19 protein-coding genes and 1 tRNA gene are annotated in these 21,843 nt (G+C 34.4%); 15 read left to right on the forward strand and 5 right to left on the reverse strand.

The window, feature by feature from the left end:
- Nucleotides 1-233 precede the first annotated feature (233 nt).
- From PT603_RS04540 to PT603_RS04580, 9 genes are all read left to right on the forward strand, one after another.
- Nucleotides 234-1,202 carry a hypothetical protein gene (locus tag PT603_RS04540; protein WP_155805685.1) on the forward strand — a complete coding sequence of 323 codons (969 nt, stop codon included), beginning with the start codon at nucleotides 234-236 and terminating at the stop codon, nucleotides 1,200-1,202.
- A gap of 93 nt (nucleotides 1,203-1,295) precedes the next feature.
- Entirely contained in the window at nucleotides 1,296-1,943 is a 648-nt protein-coding gene (locus tag PT603_RS04545; protein WP_040488914.1) for a hypothetical protein, read from the forward strand.
- 1 nt (nucleotide 1,944) lies between these two features.
- Complete coding sequence (locus PT603_RS04550; protein WP_008240856.1) at nucleotides 1,945-2,871, forward strand: hypothetical protein; 927 nt, start codon at nucleotides 1,945-1,947, stop codon at nucleotides 2,869-2,871.
- A gap of 12 nt (nucleotides 2,872-2,883) precedes the next feature.
- The gene (locus PT603_RS04555) at nucleotides 2,884-3,786 is read left to right on the forward strand and encodes a hypothetical protein (protein ID WP_008240857.1); all 903 of its coding nucleotides are present in this window, start codon (nucleotides 2,884-2,886) and stop codon (nucleotides 3,784-3,786) included.
- A gap of 17 nt (nucleotides 3,787-3,803) precedes the next feature.
- Nucleotides 3,804-5,840 carry a hypothetical protein gene (locus PT603_RS04560; protein ID WP_008240858.1) on the forward strand — a complete coding sequence of 679 codons (2,037 nt, stop codon included), beginning with the start codon at nucleotides 3,804-3,806 and terminating at the stop codon, nucleotides 5,838-5,840.
- Between the two features lie 106 nt (nucleotides 5,841-5,946).
- Complete coding sequence (locus PT603_RS04565; RefSeq protein ID WP_155805687.1) at nucleotides 5,947-6,987, forward strand: hypothetical protein; 1,041 nt, start codon at nucleotides 5,947-5,949, stop codon at nucleotides 6,985-6,987.
- A 79-nt stretch (nucleotides 6,988-7,066) separates the two neighbouring features.
- Nucleotides 7,067-7,318 (forward strand): hypothetical protein, encoded by a 252-nt coding sequence (locus tag PT603_RS04570; protein ID WP_040488916.1) that lies wholly within the window; start codon nucleotides 7,067-7,069, stop codon nucleotides 7,316-7,318.
- Between the two features lie 121 nt (nucleotides 7,319-7,439).
- Entirely contained in the window at nucleotides 7,440-9,260 is a 1,821-nt protein-coding gene (locus PT603_RS04575) for a sensor histidine kinase (protein WP_008240861.1), read from the forward strand.
- The gene (locus PT603_RS04580; RefSeq protein ID WP_008240862.1) at nucleotides 9,253-9,924 is read left to right on the forward strand and encodes a response regulator; all 672 of its coding nucleotides are present in this window, start codon (nucleotides 9,253-9,255) and stop codon (nucleotides 9,922-9,924) included. Before PT603_RS04575 ends, PT603_RS04580 begins: the two co-directional genes overlap by 8 nt.
- Before the next feature lie 57 nt (nucleotides 9,925-9,981).
- Here PT603_RS04580 and PT603_RS04585 read toward each other — a convergent pair whose 3' ends face one another.
- Nucleotides 9,982-10,881 (reverse strand): lysophospholipid acyltransferase family protein, encoded by a 900-nt coding sequence (locus PT603_RS04585; RefSeq protein WP_040488918.1) that lies wholly within the window; start codon nucleotides 10,879-10,881, stop codon nucleotides 9,982-9,984.
- A gap of 55 nt (nucleotides 10,882-10,936) precedes the next feature.
- Here PT603_RS04585 and PT603_RS04590 point away from each other — a divergent pair, with 55 nt between their 5' ends.
- Both PT603_RS04590 and PT603_RS04595 read left to right on the forward strand, forming a co-directional pair.
- Nucleotides 10,937-11,584: a rhomboid family intramembrane serine protease gene (locus PT603_RS04590; RefSeq protein WP_008240866.1), complete on the forward strand. Its 648-nt coding sequence runs from the start codon at nucleotides 10,937-10,939 to the stop codon at nucleotides 11,582-11,584.
- A gap of 50 nt (nucleotides 11,585-11,634) precedes the next feature.
- Nucleotides 11,635-12,315: an SIMPL domain-containing protein gene (locus tag PT603_RS04595; RefSeq protein ID WP_008240867.1), complete on the forward strand. Its 681-nt coding sequence runs from the start codon at nucleotides 11,635-11,637 to the stop codon at nucleotides 12,313-12,315.
- A 57-nt stretch (nucleotides 12,316-12,372) separates the two neighbouring features.
- On the opposite strand, the gene PT603_RS04600 is transcribed toward PT603_RS04595, so the two are convergent.
- The 3 genes from PT603_RS04600 to PT603_RS04610 form a co-directional block, all read right to left on the reverse strand.
- Nucleotides 12,373-12,455 (reverse strand) — tRNA-Tyr (locus PT603_RS04600).
- A gap of 114 nt (nucleotides 12,456-12,569) precedes the next feature.
- A complete protein-coding gene (locus tag PT603_RS04605) occupies nucleotides 12,570-13,685 on the reverse strand; it encodes a TlpA disulfide reductase family protein (protein ID WP_008240868.1) in 1,116 nt (371 codons plus the stop codon).
- 120 nt (nucleotides 13,686-13,805) lie between these two features.
- Nucleotides 13,806-14,279, reverse strand: a complete 474-nt coding sequence (locus PT603_RS04610) for an autotransporter outer membrane beta-barrel domain-containing protein (RefSeq protein ID WP_008240869.1) — start codon at nucleotides 14,277-14,279, stop codon at nucleotides 13,806-13,808.
- A gap of 58 nt (nucleotides 14,280-14,337) precedes the next feature.
- Between PT603_RS04610 and PT603_RS04615 the strand changes: the two genes are divergently transcribed.
- Entirely contained in the window at nucleotides 14,338-17,250 is a 2,913-nt protein-coding gene (locus PT603_RS04615) for an FAD-binding and (Fe-S)-binding domain-containing protein (RefSeq protein ID WP_008240870.1), read from the forward strand.
- On the opposite strand, the gene PT603_RS04620 is transcribed toward PT603_RS04615, so the two are convergent.
- A complete protein-coding gene (locus PT603_RS04620; RefSeq protein ID WP_040488919.1) occupies nucleotides 17,251-18,087 on the reverse strand; it encodes a UDP-2,3-diacylglucosamine diphosphatase in 837 nt (278 codons plus the stop codon).
- 214 nt (nucleotides 18,088-18,301) lie between these two features.
- On the opposite strand from PT603_RS04620, the gene aroC reads away from it, so the two are divergent.
- Genes aroC through PT603_RS04635 form a run of 3 tightly spaced genes read left to right on the forward strand, consistent with a single transcriptional unit; the run spans nucleotide 18,302 to nucleotide 21,842 of the window.
- Nucleotides 18,302-19,363 (forward strand): chorismate synthase, encoded by a 1,062-nt coding sequence (gene aroC / locus PT603_RS04625; protein ID WP_008240872.1) that lies wholly within the window; start codon nucleotides 18,302-18,304, stop codon nucleotides 19,361-19,363.
- A 27-nt stretch (nucleotides 19,364-19,390) separates the two neighbouring features.
- Nucleotides 19,391-20,671, forward strand: a complete 1,281-nt coding sequence (locus PT603_RS04630; RefSeq protein WP_008240873.1) for a dicarboxylate/amino acid:cation symporter — start codon at nucleotides 19,391-19,393, stop codon at nucleotides 20,669-20,671.
- Nucleotides 20,672-20,690: 19 nt separating this feature from the next.
- Complete coding sequence (locus PT603_RS04635) at nucleotides 20,691-21,842, forward strand: peptidase MATCAP family protein (protein ID WP_040488921.1); 1,152 nt, start codon at nucleotides 20,691-20,693, stop codon at nucleotides 21,840-21,842.
- Nucleotide 21,843: the final 1 nt, after the last annotated feature.

Here is a 21,843-nt window from a genome sequence, read left to right on the forward strand (position 1 = left end):
TGTGAAATAAGAGTCTATTTGCCATCCTTAATTTTAAAAGAGACTTTCCAATAGCCTACTATCGCTGTTTGGAGCAATTCAGATTTCTTAATTGGTATATAATCTATTTAGGCATTTGTTAGAAACTACTTGTAAAGGCATTTGCTTCTATTTAAAAATGGGGCAAATGCCCTATTTTATGGTGTACACCATTTAAGTAATATTGCTCTTACAACAATTCAAATATGAAAATGATGAACACAAAAACATTCATTATAGCGGCTCTTTTTATAGGCATTTTAAAAGTTGATGCTCAAATTTTAGGAGAATTCAAACCTGGAAAAGCTGGTCCTAAAAGTTTGGAAAGACCAAAATTTGATAATAAAAATGTATATATCGCAGACTTTGCAGTACACTATCAAGTATACAGTGAAGAATCCGCAGCTAAAAAAGGTGGACAAGGAATATTTGGTGCTGTAATGGGGTCTGCCAAGGCCTCTCTTGCAGTAGGTTTAGATATATCCCAACAAACGCTTCAAAATATTACCAATGAAGCCTATGAAAAGTTTGTTTTGGAGTTAAAAGATAATGGATTTACTGTGTTGGATGGGGAACAGGCAAACAATACAGAGTTTTATAAAGGTCATAAGTACAGTACCAATTTAAGTATGACTCCTTCAAGCACTATGGAAGGTGCAGTCACAGTACATCCACAAAACGTGGGATTTTTTTATAGTGAAAAGGGTCTAAATGCAAACACTACAAAACTATCAAAAGAACTAAATGATGCCGCTGTTGTTCGAATCGATTTGTACATCGTGTTTGTAGAGACAAAAGGCTCTAACAAGAGTGGAATTGGTGCAAATGTGGTGGCCAAAACAAATTTGGTGCTATCAGATAATAATACAATAGCACATTTTATTGTTGGAAGAAATAAAATTGGAGGTTCTCCTCTGGGTGAATATCAAGGAGTTTTAAAGAAGGAATTGGACATTGATGGGGTTATAAAGGAAGAAAAAATAACCAATTATGTAGCATCAGATTATGACAATTGGGGTACAAGTACGGCATTTGGAACCGTATATTCCGCAAATAATAAATCCGTATCTAAAGCTGCCATTGTTCCTACAGATGAAGAAAAATACCAGCAAGGAGTAGAATTGGCCATTTACACATTTTTATCCCACCATATTCGTGAATTTAAAGCCAAATTTTTCGAATAAGTATGCTTCTTGGGCACTATAATTAGTCATGCAATTAACTTATAATTCCATTTGATACTTCAAAAACAAGGTATCACGAATCCTATTTTACTCATGAAACTATTTTCATCCATCGTCAAAGGACAGGTAAACCATTTCCAAAAATGGGATATACTTCTCTTTATGATATTGACTATACTATCTGTGATAAATGGACAAACGACCGTATTTTATCTCATTTATTTTTTTTGGTGGAATGAATTTATTCGATTGGTTGTGGACAAATTATGGTATAAGAAAAAAATGTCAGTGGTTAATGAAGCTGGGCATTTAACAGATTTTTCTACATCGTTATTTTTGATGGGAATTTATTGGGTGTTTATTGTTGTATTTTTTGGTTTTATGGCAGGTTCCAAAAATGCAGAGATTATGAAGGTCAATATGATGGTGTTGTTTTTTCATAATTGGTTTTTTAACCTAAATCTCATTTTCCTAGTTCTCCAACGAATTTATCAACATAAAACACAGCAGCAACTGAACGTGTATTTCAGTGCATTCAATCCCAATACAATTGTAATACACATATCCATCATTCTTGGAGGAATTAGTATGTTTTTTATAGTAAAAAGTAATCCAAAAATATTCACTCCTGAAAACCCTTGGGGTTCTGTACTTATTATTTTGCCCTTTTTAATGTTGAGAATGGGATTGCATTATCTGACAACCTCCGGTAGTACGAATAACAAACACATCAGTCCGTAAAATGATTTTCAAAACCCAACACACAGCGCTACTGTTTTCTCTTTGTATATGCCTTAAGATCAATGCACAGGAAAACACTAGTTCCAGTGATTTTAATGTGCCTAAAAACACTGAAATACTGTTGGAAATCACAGGAATGTATGATACAGAGAAAAACACATTTACACAAACCCTTGTAAAGGAATATCTCTTCAACAGCAATGGAAAGCTTTTGAAGTTAACAGAAAATAGTAACGAAAATAGCGGAAATCAATACATCTACCATTACGATTTAGATGGGGAATTATACAAGATGGATTACCATATTGGAAGCACTCATGAAGGTATCGTTGGTTCTACAACCTTTACCACCGAAAAAGACCACTATAAAACTACCTACTTACGAAAAGAACTCAACGGTGAAACATCCAAGAGAATAGAATTTTATAACGAAGCTGGTCAATTGCGAGGAAAAAGTGTCTACAACGCCTTTGGTGAAAGGGAAGTACAAATTGAATTTGACGGTAAAAAGGCCTATAGGACCAAACTATTTAAGGACAATAAGATAGTCTCTGATGTTATCTATACTACTAGTAACAATGGAAATGTAAGCTCAAGGAAGGAGTACATCCAACCAGGCAGAAAACATTCTCTAGAACAACTAACAACCATACGTTACAATTCAAAAGGTGATCCGGTGAAAAAGATAAAATACTATGAATCCAAAGCCGGATTAAAGCCCAAGGTAAAGAAAACATATCTTTTAGAATACTGGTATGATGACTATCTATGGGTAGCTCGTATGGAGTTTGAAAATGATTCTAAACCCAATACAGAACATAGTATCACTCTACGTCATATAAAAACAACAAATAACTTATATACCATCAAGAATGAAAAAGTCATTTTGGATTTGATTAAGAAAAAAAACAAGAATGTGAAAATTTAGAAAATTAATAAGATGAAAACAGCAAAACATATTTTGAATTTATTGAGTTTGATCGTTGTAAACCTAGGGTATGCCCAATATTATTTACCATACAATCCATCCAATTGGGAATTTATGAATAATGCAAGTTTAGTTGATTTTTCACAGGTAAAGAGTGTCACAACAAAACACTTGACCTTGGATGAAAATGAAGAATTTCCAGTATATGAAACTTTTATGCTTTGGAACAATTCAAATCAACTGATCGATTACCAATTTGTCAATTACAACAATAGTTATGTCGATTATGATATACATTTTAAGTATGTTAATCCCTATGGCACCCAACTAAAATCGGTAATAATTACAAACCCTAATACCAACAACATCATAGAAGAATGGCAGTATACGAATGGGGTATTTGATGTAGAAAAAATTAGTGTAAAACGTTATCTACTTAATGTTGAAGAACCCGATGTTTTTGAAATAAAATACACAGGTAATGATGATGACTTCCTACAAGAAACGGTGTATACTCCACAAGGAACAATTGAACACGTATTAAAACAGTGGTATTACAAGGCCAATGATGGAGGCCATTATTCGGTTCAAAAATTATATCTGGATCAAATACTTGACCAAACAGACAGTGTAATGGTGGATTCTAATGGAAAGAAACAGCAACATTTTATTACCAACCTTGGTATCACCTCTAAAATCTTATATAACTATAAATCCAGAAAAGTTTTAGTGTTTGGTGAAGAACAGGAGTATCAGGAACTGGAAAGAATCATCAAGGATGGAAAAGATACTGAACGCTATATATATGAATATGATTCAAAAGGTAATTGGATAATAAAGAAAATATATAAAATAAAGTATGCCAGATGGGAGTATACCGATATAATTAGAAGGGAAATAGAATACAAAAGTTAATTGTAACAAGGTACTAAATGAAGGCAATAATTTCGATTCTGCTTATCTTATTTATAAGAATAAATGGGTTTGCACAACAGTATATAGATATGGTTAATGCACCATTAAATCCGATTGGATATATTGAAAATAGAAATCAATTAAATTTAAAAGGAGATGTTGCCTATCTTCAATTAGGAAATGAATACTTAAACTTTGACATACACGGAAACCGGATTTTTTTGTTCTATAATTTATTAGACAAAGAAAAGGCACGTCAAACTAAAAGCACGTATTTAAAGCTTGACGATCAAAAAAAATTAGTGTATAGAGAGAATTTCTTTTTCGATACCAAAACATTCTATTTTTATAATTCCAATGGAACTATCTCCAAAACAGAAATCCAAGGTAAATATCCCGCGGTTACCACATTTAGTTACGATATCAAAAAAAGACTTACTAAGAAGACTGAAATAAAAGATAACAAAACCATACTTACAGAATTCACCTATTCCATAATAGGAAATGATATTAGTATCCAGGCTAATGAAACAACTACTGAAAATAACCAACGTAAAAGCAGAACTTTTGAATATACCTACCGAAATGGTCTTTTAATGAAGTATAAAGAAGATCAATTAGAAGAACTCTATTCCTATACCTTTGATACTAAAGGAAATGTGCTAACCATTGCTTTTGGGGGATCTCTAGTGGATCGGTATTTTTACTACCATAGTGAATTGAAACAGTGGGATGCATGGAGCTGGAAATACATTAAAAAATCTAACTATTGGTCACCCTTTTTAACGGTTGGAAACCGTATTGTTAACCCGCTAAATTTTAGTTCAAAAGACGTCGATAATTTTACAGATGTACTTTTCTTTGAACCTATTACGTCTACCACATTGGTTGCTGAAAATGTAGTTACATCTAGTGGTTTATCTACAGGAGTATCTGATGGAAAACTATCTGCTTTAAAGGGTAAAAACCTTATGTATTCAAGTGTAGACAAAAACATTAAATTCATTGTTGAAGGAACTAATATGACCTCCAATATTAAGCAGGCTTATGTAGGTAAAATGTATCTTATTTATAATGCTGATAATTCCTTAACCTATTGGTGTAAAGATTTTGAAAAGGGTAAAAAATTTACTGTTTTTGAGGATTTAGGGAATAACGTTTTACTATGGCTAAAGAATGAAAAAAATGACCTGTATTTATGGCAGAATGGGAGCTATATAGGAGCATCAGGTCATACTTTAGGAGAAACATTAGATGATGGTTCGAAACTCATTTATAAAGACCAAAAGCCTGTATGGATCTTGGAAAACTTTAAGGCAGCCGCACAAAATATATTTTACCAAGCGATTCCCTATGAAAACCAAAAAGGGTTTAAAAATAACACCAATAAAGGCTTCAATACAGTAGATCCTGTTTTAAATAATTTCGAAAAAGATCAGATAACAGGTTCGTATAATGAAAATGAAACTCTATATGTGCGTAAAATAAAAGATACAACTGTTTATTATTACCAGAATGGTAAAAGAATAAATCAACCATTGAATTATTCAATAGTAAAAGAAGGTCAGAGCCTTAGGTTATATACAACCTATACTAAGGATTATTACAGTGCCTATGCATTGAATGATATGTCACCCGAAAAATTATATCCCTTAACTGATAGAGCAGGGGTGTTTTACTTGTATGTCAACAAAAATAACGAACACTATACCTTTCAGTATCGAGGAAAAAAGCTGCTTCCAACACAGTATGAGTTATATGTAAGCAAAGGCGATTATACCGTGCTAAAATTAAAATCAGATAATTCAATTTATTTATTTAAAAGTAATTTAATCAAAGGAGTCACTAGTAATAGTCAAGCCAAGGGTGTATTAGTTCATTTTACAGATAACAGGTCTATTTTTGTAGAGAAAGGAGCCCCCACTCAACCCACTTATTGGAAAATAAATAAAGAAAGTGATCAGTATTATTTGGTGAATAGTTTAGACAACAGAAAATTCACTATTTCTGATTTTGACAAGAGCATTAATTGGGGAATATACACTATCCACTAATTTTTTCAGATCAGCCTACCCATTCGTATTAGAATTTTAGAGTTTAAGAATATCCCTATTTTAAAACCGTATGCATTTAATAACTAGCCATAAAACTCGTATTGATATGACTAAGAGTATCAAAATGGTATTTTTCCTATTTATTGTTGCTACATCCATAAAAGTATGGCCCAATGTATCGCAGCCTGGAGTTTGGAATGCTGGCGGAACCCTTTATACAATGCTCTATCCCAGTGATAGTTTAACATTTAAAAAGGTTCAAATGAAAGAAGAACGTATCTATGTACAACTTTACAAAGGTTATGCAGTAGTAAAAGGCACGTATTTTCTACAAAACACTACACAAGAAACGCTCAATTTCAAAATGGGCTATCCTCTAAATGGCATTTATTCAGGGGGTGGATGGCATTTGAACCAAGTAAAAATTGACCTCCTTAGTAAGTTCAAAATAAGATCTAATGATGTTTGGATACACATAATAGAACAGCAAAATGAAGATTACGGAAAAATAAACAGTTTAAACGAAAATTGGAAAGTATGGCAGATGAATTTTCTTCCTAAGGAAAGTAAGATCCTAAATGTATACTTTATCGTAAATACTAATTATGGGACTGTAGTTAATGGCTACAATAGTAAACGTACTAACGCATTTATATATTTACTTGAAAGCGGAAATGTGTGGAAAAATCCAATTGATTTGGGTCGTTTTTACATCCAACTTATGGACGGATTAACTACAAAAAACGTTCATGGTATTTCTAAAAACTTCGAATTTAAGTTCAACCATGAAAACAGGATATTTTACGGTACCAAATCTAATTTTATTCCAACAACAAGTGACAATCTTGTAATTACCTACTTTAAGAACATCAATCAATTTGACTATGATAAAAAAGTGGAGGAGGCTGAGGAATTATTTACTACTATAGATCAAATGAGTGAATTACCCTTAAATTCACTTAGCTACGAAGAAATACTTACAAATGACCCCTACCATGTGGACAACACCTTTTTAGGTTATATTCCTTTTGTGTTAACTTCATTTATTACTTATGCTCCATTTGTTATTATAAGTATTGCAATGGTCATTTTCATTTGGGGTTTCATTAAGTGGAAAAAAATTCTGGTAACTAATAAAGAATTATAAGATGCTCCTTTTAGCTTTATTTTATTGTTTGATTATTGGCCTTTTATGCCTAATAGTGGTATTACTACAACAATATTTTATGGTATACAGCAGATTGCAACAATACAAAAAAATGCAAACTTCTGAATTTCAAAGGCAATTGAAAATAAGGGATACAATAAATATAGCTTTTAAAAAAAATCAATACGTTAGTACGCAACTTAAGCAGCAGTTGACAATAATGGATGAAAAACTTCCTACAGAAGACACACATGAGAAAAAACTAGGAATGTTTATTGAAAAACTTAAAAAGTTGCTTCATTCTTCATTACATCTCTTAGAAACAGAATGATATGATGTTTAGCCTTACATAAATTTTAATAAATTTAGTGGCTGTTTGTTAGGGATAATGCATCATAACAATTAGTCCTAAAATAGTATGTAACCAATCCATTCAATAGTTAAGTCAGCATATGAGAAGATTCATTACGATTACATTTATACTGTATACATCACTAAATTTCACCAAAACCTGGGCACAAAACATCGAATTATTTGATAGTATTATACAATCCCTTCAACAAGAAAAAAAGTACGAACAACAGATAGAAATCCTTAAAACTAGCATCAAAAAAAATTATAATACTAAATCTGAGGAGACTTTAAAGCTAGCTCAATTTGGTTATAAACTTGCCAAAGAAAACAATGACATAGCAAATAGCGGTAATTTTCTGCGAAATATTGGTCTTTCTTACACAAAGAAGGGTTTAATAGATAGTGCTTCTGTATATTACTATAGGGCACTTAAAGAATTGGAGTCCTCCAAAAATACGGAATATCTCGGCTTACTTTATGATGATATGGCTAGAATGTACCGTAAACTAAAACAATCTGAAAGAGCCTTGGACTTTTATGAGAAGGCTCTAACATTATATGAAGCAGAAAATAACTTAGAAGGTATTGCTCGAATTTATAATGAAAGTGGAGTAGTTTACCGTGATGACTTCCAAGATTACAAAACTGCCAAGGAACGCTTCGAAAAATCTTTGAAAATTCAACGTCAAAGAAATGATAGTGTAGGGATTGGCTATTCCCTTGAATTCTTAGGGTATAATCAGCTACTTATCAAGGACTTTAAAAATGCGAAACAGTATCTAATGGATGCATTAGCAATTCGCGAAAAGTTAAACGATGATTTTGCAATAATGCTGAATTATACAGCTTTAGGAGAATATTATAATCAAACAATGGAACCCCAAAAATCCAATGAATATTTTGAAAAAAGTAATGCCATAGCCAAGAGAATTAAGTTTGCGGATATACAAAAGTATAATTACGAAAATATAATGCATAATTACGAGCAACTGGGTGATTACCAAATGGCCTACCAAAGTCTACAAGCATATAACATCCTAAATGATAGTCTATACAATTTTAAGAGATTAAAGGATGTAGAGGAAATTAGTACTAAATACGAAACAGCTGAAAAGGAAAAACAAATTGCTGAGAAAGAACTTGCATTAAAAATTCGGAATCAGTGGATATTTGGATTAATTGCATTTACTATTATTATTGGTTTAATTGGATTTTTGTTGTACAAACAACAAATGTTGAAAAATATAGAACAGAAAAAAGACAACGAATTAAAATTAGCCTTAGAAAAAATTGAAAGCCAAAACAAGTTACAGGAACAACGATTATCAATATCAAGGGATTTACATGATAATATAGGGGCGCAATTATCCTTTATTGTTTCAGCAATTGACGCTATAAAATATTATGTTGGTGATACCAACAATCGTATGATCACCAAACTAGACGATGTTGGAATTTTTGCTAAAGAAACCATTGGGGAACTTCGAGATACTATATGGGCCATGAATAAACCAGAAATTACAGTGAAAGACTTGAAAAGTCGCATTGCAAACTTTATTGAAAAGGCCAAGCAATTCTATCCAAACGTGCTTATTTCGATGACAATGGACAGTGCTGCATTGGAAAACACCTCTTTTTCAGGTTTACAGGGCTTAAACATTTTCCGTATCATTCAAGAAGCCACCAACAATGCTCTCAAGTATTCAGAGGCTAACCATATAGAAATACAAATCTATAAAGAAGAAAATAGTATTCATTTTCAAATAAGAGATTACGGTATTGGTTTTTTGGAAAACAATGTTGAGGCAGGTAATGGATTGTTAAACATGAGAAAGCGGGCTATTGAATTAGGAGATGAACTACAAATACAATCCGATACAAATAAAGGAACAACAGTAATGTTTAAAATAAATGAATAGAACAATTAGTCAATTGAAAAAAGATATTGCCATTATTGATGACAATAATTTTCTTATAAAAAGCGTACAGGAAAAACTATCATTCTTTGACAATATTCATATTTCCTTTATTGCAAATAACGGTTTGGAGTGTGTGGAAAAACTTAAAATTGAAATTCAACCGGACCTAATTCTGATGGATATTGATATGCCCAAGCTAAACGGTATTGAAGCTACCGCCATAGTGAAACAAAAATATCCACAAATTAAAATTATTATACTTACCGTGTTTGACGATGATGAAAACATATTCCATGCCATACAATCTGGGGCTGATGGGTATCTATTAAAGGACACTACACCTCAGGTGCTTTATGATGCCATTGTTCAAACTTTAGAGGGAGGTGCAGTAATGACTCCGTCCATTGCCATGAAAGCTCTAAATTTTTTACGTCCTCCAAGAATAGAAAATGGTGGTGAATTGGAAGAAACTATAAAATTAACAAACAGAGAAATAGAAGTACTTGAACAACTTTCCACCGGAATTCCATATACTACAATTGCAGCAAACCTGTATGTTTCACCATCTACTATAAGAAGGCACATTGAAAACATTTACCAAAAACTTCAGGTACATTCGAAAATTGAAGCCATAGAATTGGCAAGAAAAAAAAGACTAATTTGATAAAGTAAAATCCAATGGTTTTGTTTTTTTACATCATGGATGAAACTCATCAGGAATCTACTTTATAACAGCTGTTGGCGATGGATTTTTGTCTTTATGTTTAAATCGATTATGTGTCCAAAGATAGTACTCTGGTCTGTTCCGGATTTGGTTCTCTAATAACTCAGTAAAAACATCCGTAATCTCAAAGTCATTGTACGTTTTAGGTGCGTCAGTAATTAAAGTAAAAGTAGTCTGATAATACCCTCGTTTGACTTTTTGTACGTCAAAAAAGACCACGGGCATATCCAAGGTTTTAGCTAGGGTTTCAGCTCCGGTAAAAACAGGTACTCGTACACCGAGAAAAGGGCGCCAATATTTTGCATATTTAGCACTAGGGGTTTGATCGCTTGCCAGTCCGTACATACCCAATACACCTTCTTCTTTGTGCTGTTTAATAGTTGCTGTGGCTTGTTTTCTTGGAATTAGAAAGGCTTGATGACGAGAACGAATCTTTTGTACAAGTCGGTCAAAGTATTTATTTCCTAAAGGAGCATACACCGCATATCCCTTATGATGTATATGATACCCTAAGGACATCATCCATTCATAACTGGCATAGTGTCCACATACCAATATAACGCTTTTATGGGCCTTTTCAAAGGGTTCAAATATCTCTGGATTATTAAATACCATATGATTTTTCATCTCCTGTTCACTCATTCCTAATGATTTAATCATTTCTAGAAAAAGATCACACATATGCTTATAAAAGGCTTGTTCTATTTTTAGAATGTCAGTTAAAGACTTTTCAGGAAAGGCATATCTAAGGTTTTGCCTAACCATTTTTTTTCTGTACCCAAAAACTCGGTATACCAGAAAACAAATGCCATCAGAAACTGCATAAAATATTGGAAAAGGAAGTTTAGAGATGATCCATAAAAAAGGATAAGCAAGAATATATATCAACAATTGCATTGTAAAAATCTTTGGGCAAAGATAGCTATATTTGTTAGCAACTTTTGAAAATACTATGAATTTACACATCGCGACTATTGTAATTATTGCTGCCAATGTATTGGTCTCCATGAAAGGATTTAATGACTTTTCCTTCTTTGAAAAATATAAATTTCACGTTGGTTCCATTAAAAGGGGAGAGCAGATTAGAATGTTTTCAAGTGGATTTCTACATGTAGACACTGCTCATTTACTATTTAATATGCTTACTCTTTACTTTTTTGCAAATGTTGTAATACAAGATTTAGGAGCTTTTAAATTCATATTAGTTTATGTCGCTAGTTTAATTATTGGAAGTTTATTTAGTTTGTTTTTTCATAAAAATGAGTATCACTACAGTGCCGTAGGTGCTAGTGGTGCTGTTACTGGCATACTTTATTCGGCCATTTTATTATACCCAAATATGAGTTTGTATCTCTTTTTCATTCCAATTCCAATTCCAGCTTATATCTTCGGAATTGTGTATTTATTATATTCTATATATGGCATGAAGTCAAGAATTGGGAATATTGGTCATACTGCTCACTTTGGAGGGGCAGTAGGTGGGTATTTATTGACTTTATTCTTTAATCCTCAGCTGTTATTTACACAGACAGTAATGGTTATCTTACTTTTTATTCCGATTGTTATATTATTTTTTATGCAAAAAGCCGGAAAAATATAGGTTTTGGCATTGTTGTTGAATGTAAGAAAGAAAATTAAACATTCATCGACATGAAAAACATTCTATTACTTTTTGCGATGGCTTCGACTATAGCATCAGCGCAAACCTCTACTATTCAACCTACCGTTTCAGTTTCTGGAGAAGGAATAGTTTCAATTGTACCAGACAGGGTAACAGTAACTGTTCGTGTTGAACATCAAGGAAAGACAGCAGAGGAAGTGAAATCACTAAATGACAAAGCTGTGGATGGGGTTATTAAATTTCTAAAAGGCCAAAAAATTGACGCAAGAGATTACAAAACACAGCATGTTAATCTATCTAAAAATTACGACTACCAAAAGAAAGAATATTATTATGCCGCTAATCAAACATTAACGGTATTGCTTAAGGATATACGTAAATACGATGCTATCATGCAAGGTCTATTAAATTCAGGTATTAATAGAATAGACAATGTCCAATTTGGATCTTCGCAAATGGCAGTATATGAAAGCCAGGCCAGAAAAAAAGCTATGGAAGACGCTTTATCTAAGGCTAAGGAATATTCTGAAGTTCTTGGACAAACCATAGGGAAAGCTATTTCAATTTCAGAATTTGCACAGAGTACAAGTCCTTACCCCGTATTACGCACTATGGCTATGAAGGCTGAAAGCGCAGATGTAGTTGAAACATTGGCCGCAGGTGAAATGGAAGTAAGCGCCAAAGTAAATGTGGTATTTGAACTCAAGTAAAACACTACTTTATAGAAATCAAAAAAGGCACTCATTTAATGTGAGTGCCTTTTTTTGTGGGGAGAGCAGGATTCGAACCTGCGAAGGTAAAAACCAACAGATTTACAGTCTGTCCTCGTTGGCCGCTTGAGTATCTCCCCGCTGCTTTGCGATTGCAGGTGCAAATATAAAATTGTTTTTAGGCTTTGCAACTACTTTTTTGCATTTGTTTTACAGCTTTTTTCTAAATGTTTGTACACTAGGATTCTAGACTATTAATTTTTTTCAAAAAAATCACGTACAGCTGCCTCTAATTGGGCTCCACGTAGGTCTGTAGCAATAATTCGCTTGTTTTCGTCCAACAAAAAGGACTTTGGAATAGCCGTAATGTTGTACATACGAGCAACAGGATCATTCCAAAATTGAATGTTAGAGGCATGAATCCAATCAAGTTTATCATCTACTATAGCTTTTTTCCAATCAGCTTCATTACGATCCAATGAAAATCCTACAACATTAAACCCTTTGTCTTTGTACTTTTCATATACAGCTACAATATTTGGATTTTCTTCACGACATGGACGGCACCATGCAGCCCAAAAGTCCAATAAAATCAACTTACCTTCAACTTTACTAAGTGTTACCTCTTCTTTAGAGGGAGAAGGAGCGGTGAAATCGGGTGCAATTACACCAATTGAAGTTGCAGCATTAGCTTCAATAGCCTTTGCTATATTTTTAGCTGTAGAGGTATTTTTGAATTTAGAAGGAATCTTATTATATAAGTCCTCAATGACATCGGTAGGTTGTGATTGGGCCTGAACTATGCCTTCTAAAAGAAGTACTGATAAATACGAACTAGGGTTGAGTAGAATGTGTTTGTATTCTAAATTATCTATTTCCTTTTCAAGAGAAATCATTTTATCACGTGCCATTGAAAAAGCAACCGTATCACGAGCATTTGCCGCTATACTAATTTCGTTTCGAGTTTTATTATAGACTTCAGCAATCTCATTAGATTCTTCGATGAATGCCTGAAATGCTTCATTGGTTACTGTTCCTGAACGATGTGTAGCGTATAAACTATCCTTATAGGATGTGATTTTAATGGTCCCTTTTTCAGCAATTACTGGGATGACCCCGGGAGCACCTTCTATATACATAAAATGAATTTCAGGTAACTCACTGATTCCCTTAAATATAAATTTGCCATCATTTACTGTGGTTGAATCAACATCTACCGGTTGATTTTCTTGATCTAGTTTACGTAGAATGACAGTACTGCCATTATCAATACCTTCAATAGAAGCGTCAATTTTGTATTCATTACCGCTTGTACCACTACAAGCTGTAGTTAGCAGGGCTATTGAAAAAATAAAAAAAAATTGTTTCATGAATAAATTTGTTAATTACAATGATGCACAAAAATAGGAGATGGTTTTTAATCAGAAGTGTATTTAACAAAAAAACGCCTCTTTTTAAGAGACGCTTTTATACTATTGACTATAATTATATTAGAATCTATAGCGTACACCTAGTGCGATGTCAAATCCATCGTAGCTGTTTGAGCCAAACTCTGGACGGATATCCAATGATAATTGTAGAGGAATGTCGAAATTGTACTCAATACCAACATCTCCCGCAGCGAAAATCACAGTTCCATCACCATCATACCCAGGAGTATCATAGCTCCATGACCCTACACCAGCACCTACACCAGCATACCAATTAAAACCACCATCAATGTTCCATACCCATTGGTATAAACCTGTAAGCTTAAAGGCATCGTAGTTATTATTACTTCTCCAGCCTAAATCAAGCTCTAATCGGTTGTTCTTGCTCCCTAAAGCGCGTTGGTAAGATATTTCAGCACCGAACCCATCGCTATCTCCAAGACGGAGACCTAAAGCGTTAGGAGAAATGTCTTGAGCACTCGCGTTTAGAGCAAATCCAATTGCTACAAAACATAATAAAATTACTTTCTTCATAAATAATAGTTTTACATTTATAACGCTAAAATACGTATTAAATTATACAACTAATACTATGAATCTGGAAGAAAATCTAAAAGTGCTGAGTAACAGTATTGAAGGTAATTTATTTTATGATAATCTTCACAAAGCAATTTATGCTACTGACGCCTCTGTGTATAGAGAGCTCCCCTTAGCTATTGCCTATCCTAAAAATAGTAAAGATATCAAAGCCTTAATCACATTTGCTAAGGCGCATAAAACATCTTTAATCCCACGTACTGCCGGTACATCATTAGCAGGTCAATGTGTAGGAAATGGTATAGTTGTAGATGTATCTAAATATTTCAATCGTATTTTACAATTTGATCAAAAAAATAAGACTATAACTGTTGAACCTGGGGTAGTTCGAGATGAATTAAATCTTTTCCTCAAACCTTATGGTCTATTTTTTGGACCCAATACCTCCACTTCAAACCGATGCATGATTGGGGGGATGGTCGGAAATAATTCTAGTGGCACAACCTCCATTCAATATGGGGTCACTAGAGATAAGGTTCTTGAGATGCAGGTTTTATTAAGTGATGGAAGTGAGGTTACCTTTGGTGAATTAAGCCAAAAAGAATTTTCACTAAAGTGCAAACAGCAAAATTTAGAAGGGAATATCTATCGTTTCCTACAAAACACCTTGGGTAAACAAGAAGTACAAGCAGCCATCCTATCAAACTTTCCCAAACCTCAAATTCATAGAAGAAATACAGGATATGCTATTGATGTCTTATTAGATATGCAACCATTTAGTGAAGAGGGCCCTGCATTTAATATGTGTAAACTATTAGCTGGAAGTGAAGGTACATTAGCATTCACCACAGGGATTACCTTACAACTTGATGAACTACCACCCGTACATCGTGTGATGGTAGCTGCCCATTTCACCACTGTGTCAGATTGTTGTAATGCTGTAGCTCCTTTAATGAGACATCCACTTTATAGTTGTGAGATGATGGATAAAGTGATATTGGATTGTACAAAAAGTAACAAAACCTACGCTCCCAATCGAAGTTTTATAGAAGGTGATCCAGAAGCCATCCTCACCTTGGAATTATGTGCTTCTGATAAGGACTCTCTTGAAGACTTAAAGAATCACTTATTACACACCTTGCATACAGAAACTAAAAGCTATGCCAATCCTATCCTTTTCGGAGATGGAATTACGAAAGCTGAGGAATTACGAAAAGCGGGTTTAGGTTTGCTAGGCAACATGATTGGTGATAAAAAGGCCGTGGCCTGCATTGAAGACACTGCCGTAGCCTTGGATGATCTCGCACCCTATATTACTGAGTTCAGCTCTTTGATGGACTCCTATGGACAAAAAGCTGTTTACTACGCTCATGCTGGAGCTGGTGAACTACATTTAAGGCCAATTCTAAATTTAAAGAAAAAAGAAGACGTCGAATTATTTAGAAAAATCACCACTGATGTTGCTCTCCTAGTTAAGAAATACAATGGTTCCATGAGTGGAGAACATGGGGATGGAAGAGTAAGAGCAGAATTTATTGAGCTAATGGTAGGAAAGGAAAATTATGAAACTCTTAGACAGTTAAAAAATACTTTTGATGCTAACCATCTACTAAATCCGGGTAAAATCATAGATGCGGAACCTATGGATACCTTTCTAAGATATGTTCCTGATGCTCCCACTAAGGAGATACCAACCATACTAAATTTTTCAGATTCCCAGGGAATTATACGAGCGGCCGAAAAATGTAATGGAAGTGGTGATTGCAGAAAATCAGCCGTTTTTAACGGGGTTATGTGTCCAAGCTATCAAGCGACAAAAAATGAAAAAGATACTACTAGAGCCAGAGCCAATGCACTAAGAGAATTTCTTACCAATTCGGATAAAGAAAATAAATTTAATCATAAGGAATTAAAGCAAGTTTTTGATTTATGCTTAAGTTGTAAAGCTTGTAGTAGCGAATGTCCAAGTAATGTCGATGTAGCGAGCTTTAAGGCTGAATTTCTATACCAATATCGTATGGCAAACGGAAGTTCTTTACGTGATAAACTGTTTGCTTACAATTCAAATTTTAACCGCTTTGCAGCGAAATTTCCATGGCTAGTCAATGGGGTTTTTAAAAATAAAATACTTAGTAGTATATTAAAAAAAGGGGCCGGAATTCATCCATTACGATCCTTACCCTTAATTTCAACTACTAAATTAAAACACTATGCGAAAAGTGCTAATAACAAAAGCAGTACCGAAAATAAAGTAATTCTTTTTATAGATGAGTTTAGTTCCTGGCTTGAGGCTGAAATTGCGAAAGATTGTATTGATGTTTTACAAAGGTTAGGCTATTCAGTTCAGTTATATTTCGGTGAGAGTGGAAGAACACTTATCTCAAAAGGGTATCTTAAAGAAGCTAAGGTTATTGCCAATACACATATCAAAGATTTAGCTCCATTAGTTTCTCAAGATGTGCCCCTTATAGGAATTGAACCATCCGCCATTCTTACCTTTAAAGATGAATACCTACGATTGTGCGACGATTTAGAAACTGCTCATAAAATAGCATCGGCAACTTATATGATTGAAGAATTTCTAGCATTAGAAATCAGCAAAGGGACCATTACTTCGGCACAATTTACTACCAAACCACAAAAAATTAAATTTCACGGACACTGTCATCAAAAAGCCTTGTCGCATCAAAAGTACTCATTCGATGTATTAAACATTCCAAAGAATTACTCGGTTACTATTCTTAATACGGGTTGCTGTGGTATGGCTGGGAGTTTTGGCTATGAGAAGGAGCATTATCAAATAAGCATGCAAATAGGGGAGTTAAAACTCTTCCCTGCAGTAAGATCAGCTTCCTCAGATGTTATTATAGCTGCCAATGGAACCAGTTGTAGGCATCAAATATTAGACGGAACAAAACGAATTTCCAAACATCCAATAACCATTTTAAAAGAAGCATTATTGGTATAGCTATATAGATCTGGTACCAGTTATGGTAATAGCGGCTAACAAGTCTTTGTAGTTCATTGATTTAAGTTCTTCATCAACTACAAATGGGATTAGTTTATCTTGTTGATAATGGTACAGCTTCCATTTTTTATTGTGATACTCCAATGCGGTTAGATTTTCTACCCAATCACCAGAGTTAAGATAAAGACAGGTTCCATGGCGGTTCACTTTTCGGAGTAATTGTGGTTGATGAATATGTCCACATATTACATATTTATACCCATTTTCAATCGCCAAATCAGAAGCTGCTTTTTCAAAATCATTAATGAATTTTACTGCCTTTTTTACGCTCTTTTTAATTTTATGGGAAAGAGAATATTTTTCTCTTCCGGTCGCTGTAAGTACTCTATTAATCATTCTGTTAAAGTAGATTAAAAGGTCGTAGCCCCAGCCGCCTAACTTAGCAATCCACTTCGCATGCTGAATGGAAGCATCAAATACATCTCCATGAAAAAACCATGCTTTTTTACCATCTAGATTCAAAATAAGCTTATCTACTATGGCAATATTGCCCATTCGTACCTCGCTAAATTTACGGAGCATTTCATCATGATTTCCAGTGATATAAACAATTTCAGTACCTTTAGTAGAAAGGTCTATGATCTTTTTAATTACTTTTAGATGTGATTTTGGAAAATATCGTTTTCTGAATTGCCAAATATCTATAATGTCACCATTAAGAATTAATTTTTCAGGTTGAATGCTATTAAGGTAAGATAGTAATTCTTGCGCATGGCAACCATAGGTACCTAAATGTACATCTGAAATTACAGCGATATCTACTTTACGTTTCTTCAATGAAATTTTAAAGCAAATAAAAGGTAGTAATGTTATTAGGATATTAAGGCTCAATTATTTGTATTTAATGATTGTATTAAATAATTGTAAAGGAGACCTACTTATTTTTAATTCACAACTACTTCAAAATGTGATTTATTAGTAATTCATTAGCATATACAACGGCGAATCCTTATTTTCGCCTTGAGTTTTCAATTATTAATACCCTGAATGTATGGCAGGAAATTCCTTTGGAACCCTATTTAAATTAAGTACTTTTGGAGAATCCCATGGAGAAGCACTTGGTGGCGTTATTGATGGATGCCCCGCAGGAATCTCAATAGATTTAAATGCGATTCAGTTTGAAATGGATCGCAGAAAGCCTGGACAATCGGCAATTGTTACCCAGCGTAAAGAACCGGATGAAGTACGTTTTCTTTCTGGTATATTCGAAGGAAAAACAACAGGTGTTCCGATAGGGTTTATAATTGAAAATACCAATCAAAAATCTCACGACTATTCCCATATTAAAGACAGCTACCGTCCCAGTCATGCTGATTATGTGTATGAAAAGAAGTATGGACATCGCGATTATCGAGGTGGCGGACGAAGTTCTGCAAGAGAGACCGCAAGTAGAGTAGTAGCTGGTGCTATTGCAAAACAATTCCTAAAAGATATAAGTTTTCAAGCCTATGTTTCAGCGGTAGGTCCAATTGAAGTAAAGACGCCTTACCAAGATCTTGATTTTTCTGAGATAGAGAAAAATGCTGTTCGTTGTCCAGATCCGAAAAAAGCAGCCGAAATGGAAGCGTATATCAAAGACATTCGCAAGGAAGGGGACACTGTTGGTGGAGTAGTAACTTGCGTAATTCAAAATGTACCGATTGGGCTAGGGGAGCCTGCATTTGATAAACTTCACGCTGAATTAGGCAAAGCTATGCTTTCTATTAATGCTGTAAAAGGTTTTGAATATGGCAGTGGATTTGCAGGAGCTCGCATGAAAGGTAGTCAGCATAATGATTTATACAATCCGGATGGAAGTACACAAACAAATCATTCTGGAGGTATTCAAGGCGGTATAAGTAATGGAATGGATATTTATTTTACCGTTGCATTTAAGCCGGTTGCTACCATAATGCAATCACAACCTACGATCGATAAAGATGGAAATATAGTAGAAATGCATGGGAAAGGAAGACATGATCCATGTGTAGTTCCAAGAGCGGTACCTATAGTAGAGGCTATGGCAGCCCTCGTAATTGCTGATTATCTCCTAATTCAAAAAGCGTATAAATAACACCAACTTAAAAAACCAACACACCCAATGAAAAAACTAGCATTGCACTGGCAAATACTTCTCGGAATGGCTCTCGGGGTAGTGTTTGCACTTATTATGTCTCAATTTGATTTTGGGAAGCAATTTGTTTCTGATTGGATTAAGCCTTTTGGAAACATCTTTATAAATGCACTTAAACTAATTGCTGTACCTCTAATTTTAGCTTCTTTAATAAAAGGAGTGTCTGATTTAAAAGACATCTCCAAGTTGTCTCAAATGGGAGGACGTACGATAGGAATTTATTTAATAACCACCGTCATTGCAGTATCTATTGGATTGGCTGTAGTAAACATTGTTCAACCGGGAAAGACCATTTCAGAGCAAACACGTAATGAGCTAATGGAGAATTATAAGGGTGATGCCGATTCCCGAATTTCTCAAGCAGAAAAGCAACGTGAGGCTGGTCCATTACAAGCCTTAGAAGATCTGGTTCCAAGTAACATTTTTAAAGCAGCTAGTGACAATGGGAATATGTTACAAGTGATCTTTTTTGCCATATTCTTTGGAATTGGACTTATTTTGATTCCTGAGGCACAGTCACAACCTGTAAAGGCCTTTTTTGATGGGTTTAATGAAGTCATACTTAAGCTAATTGACCTAATAATGCTAGCAGCTCCTTATGGTGTTTTTGCTTTATTGGCGGCCTTGGTGGTAGAGGCACCTAGTGCTGATTTGTTTAAAGCCTTGGGAATGTATGCCATTAGTGTTCTTATTGGATTGGCATTAATGATGGCGGTATACGCAACAATCGTATATATTTTTACAAAAAAGACACCAAAATTCTTCTTTAATGGAATTGCTCCTGCTCAATTATTAGGATTTTCAACTAGCTCTAGTGCAGCAACCCTACCAGTTACTATGGAACGTGTAGAAGATCATCTAGGAGTAGAAGAAGAGGTGACTAGTTTTGTTCTACCAATCGGTGCAACCATTAACATGGATGGCACCAGTTTATATCAAGCCGTTGCGGCAGTATTTATTGCACAAGCCTTTGGAATGGATCTTAGTTTTGCGGCGCAATTAGGTATTATTGCCACCGCTACTTTAGCATCCATCGGTAGTGCGGCAGTTCCTGGCGCTGGTATGGTCATGCTTGTAATTGTTTTGGCACAAGCAGGGATTCCAGAAGCTGGTTTAGCATTAATTTTCGCTGTAGACAGGCCTTTAGATATGTGTCGTACAACAGTTAATATAACTGGAGATGCCGCTGTTTCAATGGTAGTTGCAAAATCGGTAGGTAAACTTGGAGATCCAAAAGTAGAGGAGTAGATATTAGGCTATATAAGTTGTGAACGTACTGAAAAACACTCACCCTCAGGTGTATGCTGTAGACAAAAGCCTTCATAAATTACTGAAGGATATTGAATTATTGGCATACTTGAATCCAAATAATATTGAACAAGAGAAGAAAAGGTTTTTTGCTTCTAAATATACCATCGAACCTGTTTTTACGTACACAAAACCTAAGTTTGATGCCTATAAATTACAACGAAAACTATTTTCTCACCGATTAAGTCTTATTTCAGATGAAGCTATAAGAGCACTTTATGAAGAAATAATTTACTATTACTCGGGTATGGTTCAATGTATTCATACCATTGGGGATGGAGAAAAATTTTATTATAATAGCTTTAAGGTTTTTGGAACACCTACCGATAAAGACGTGGACAACGCCAGGTTTATTTTACATTTTAAGGATGTCACTGATCCCGATGCCATAAAAATTCATAATGCGGCCGCCGCACAGGCCTATTTTGAGAGCTTTTCGGAACATTATAATTTTCCTATAACCATTCTTCAATCTACACGAATTGCTTCTGATGCGATGGTTAAAAATAGTGAAAAGACATTACTGTTAAAAAAGAATGGCCATTTTAGTAATAATCAACTTAAAATATTAGCCCATCACGAAATTGGTGTACACTTACTGACCTCCTATAATGCAGCTGAACAACCTCTTAAAATTTTCTCTAACGGTTTTCCAAGAAACGTAGAGACCCAAGAAGGACTCGCTGTGTTTAGTGAATATATGGCTGGGGCTTTAACATTGAAACGACTTAAAACACTAGCTTATAGAGTTCTAGCTGTAGACAGCTTACGTAAAGGATATCGATTTATGGAGACCTTCAAATTACTTCATTTTGATTACCAATTAAATAAAGATGATGCCTTTACTATTTCCATGCGAGTACACAGAGGCGGAGGGTTTACTAAGGATTATTTATACCTTACAGGTTTGCAAAAAATATTCAATCATTACAATGAAGGTAATTCATTAGATACCTTGTTAACCGGAAAGGTCACTCTGCAACATAAGGCAGTAATTGAATCTATGATGACACAGGGTATTGTAGTACCTTCACTTCATAAAAACATGGCCTATAAAACCAATAGTAATACCAATACCACCGTAGATTTTATCCTAAAAAACTTACGATAAT

Origin of the sequence: Imtechella halotolerans, from assembly GCF_028743515.2 — a bacterium.
In the GTDB taxonomy this organism is placed as follows: domain Bacteria; phylum Bacteroidota; class Bacteroidia; order Flavobacteriales; family Flavobacteriaceae; genus Imtechella; species Imtechella halotolerans.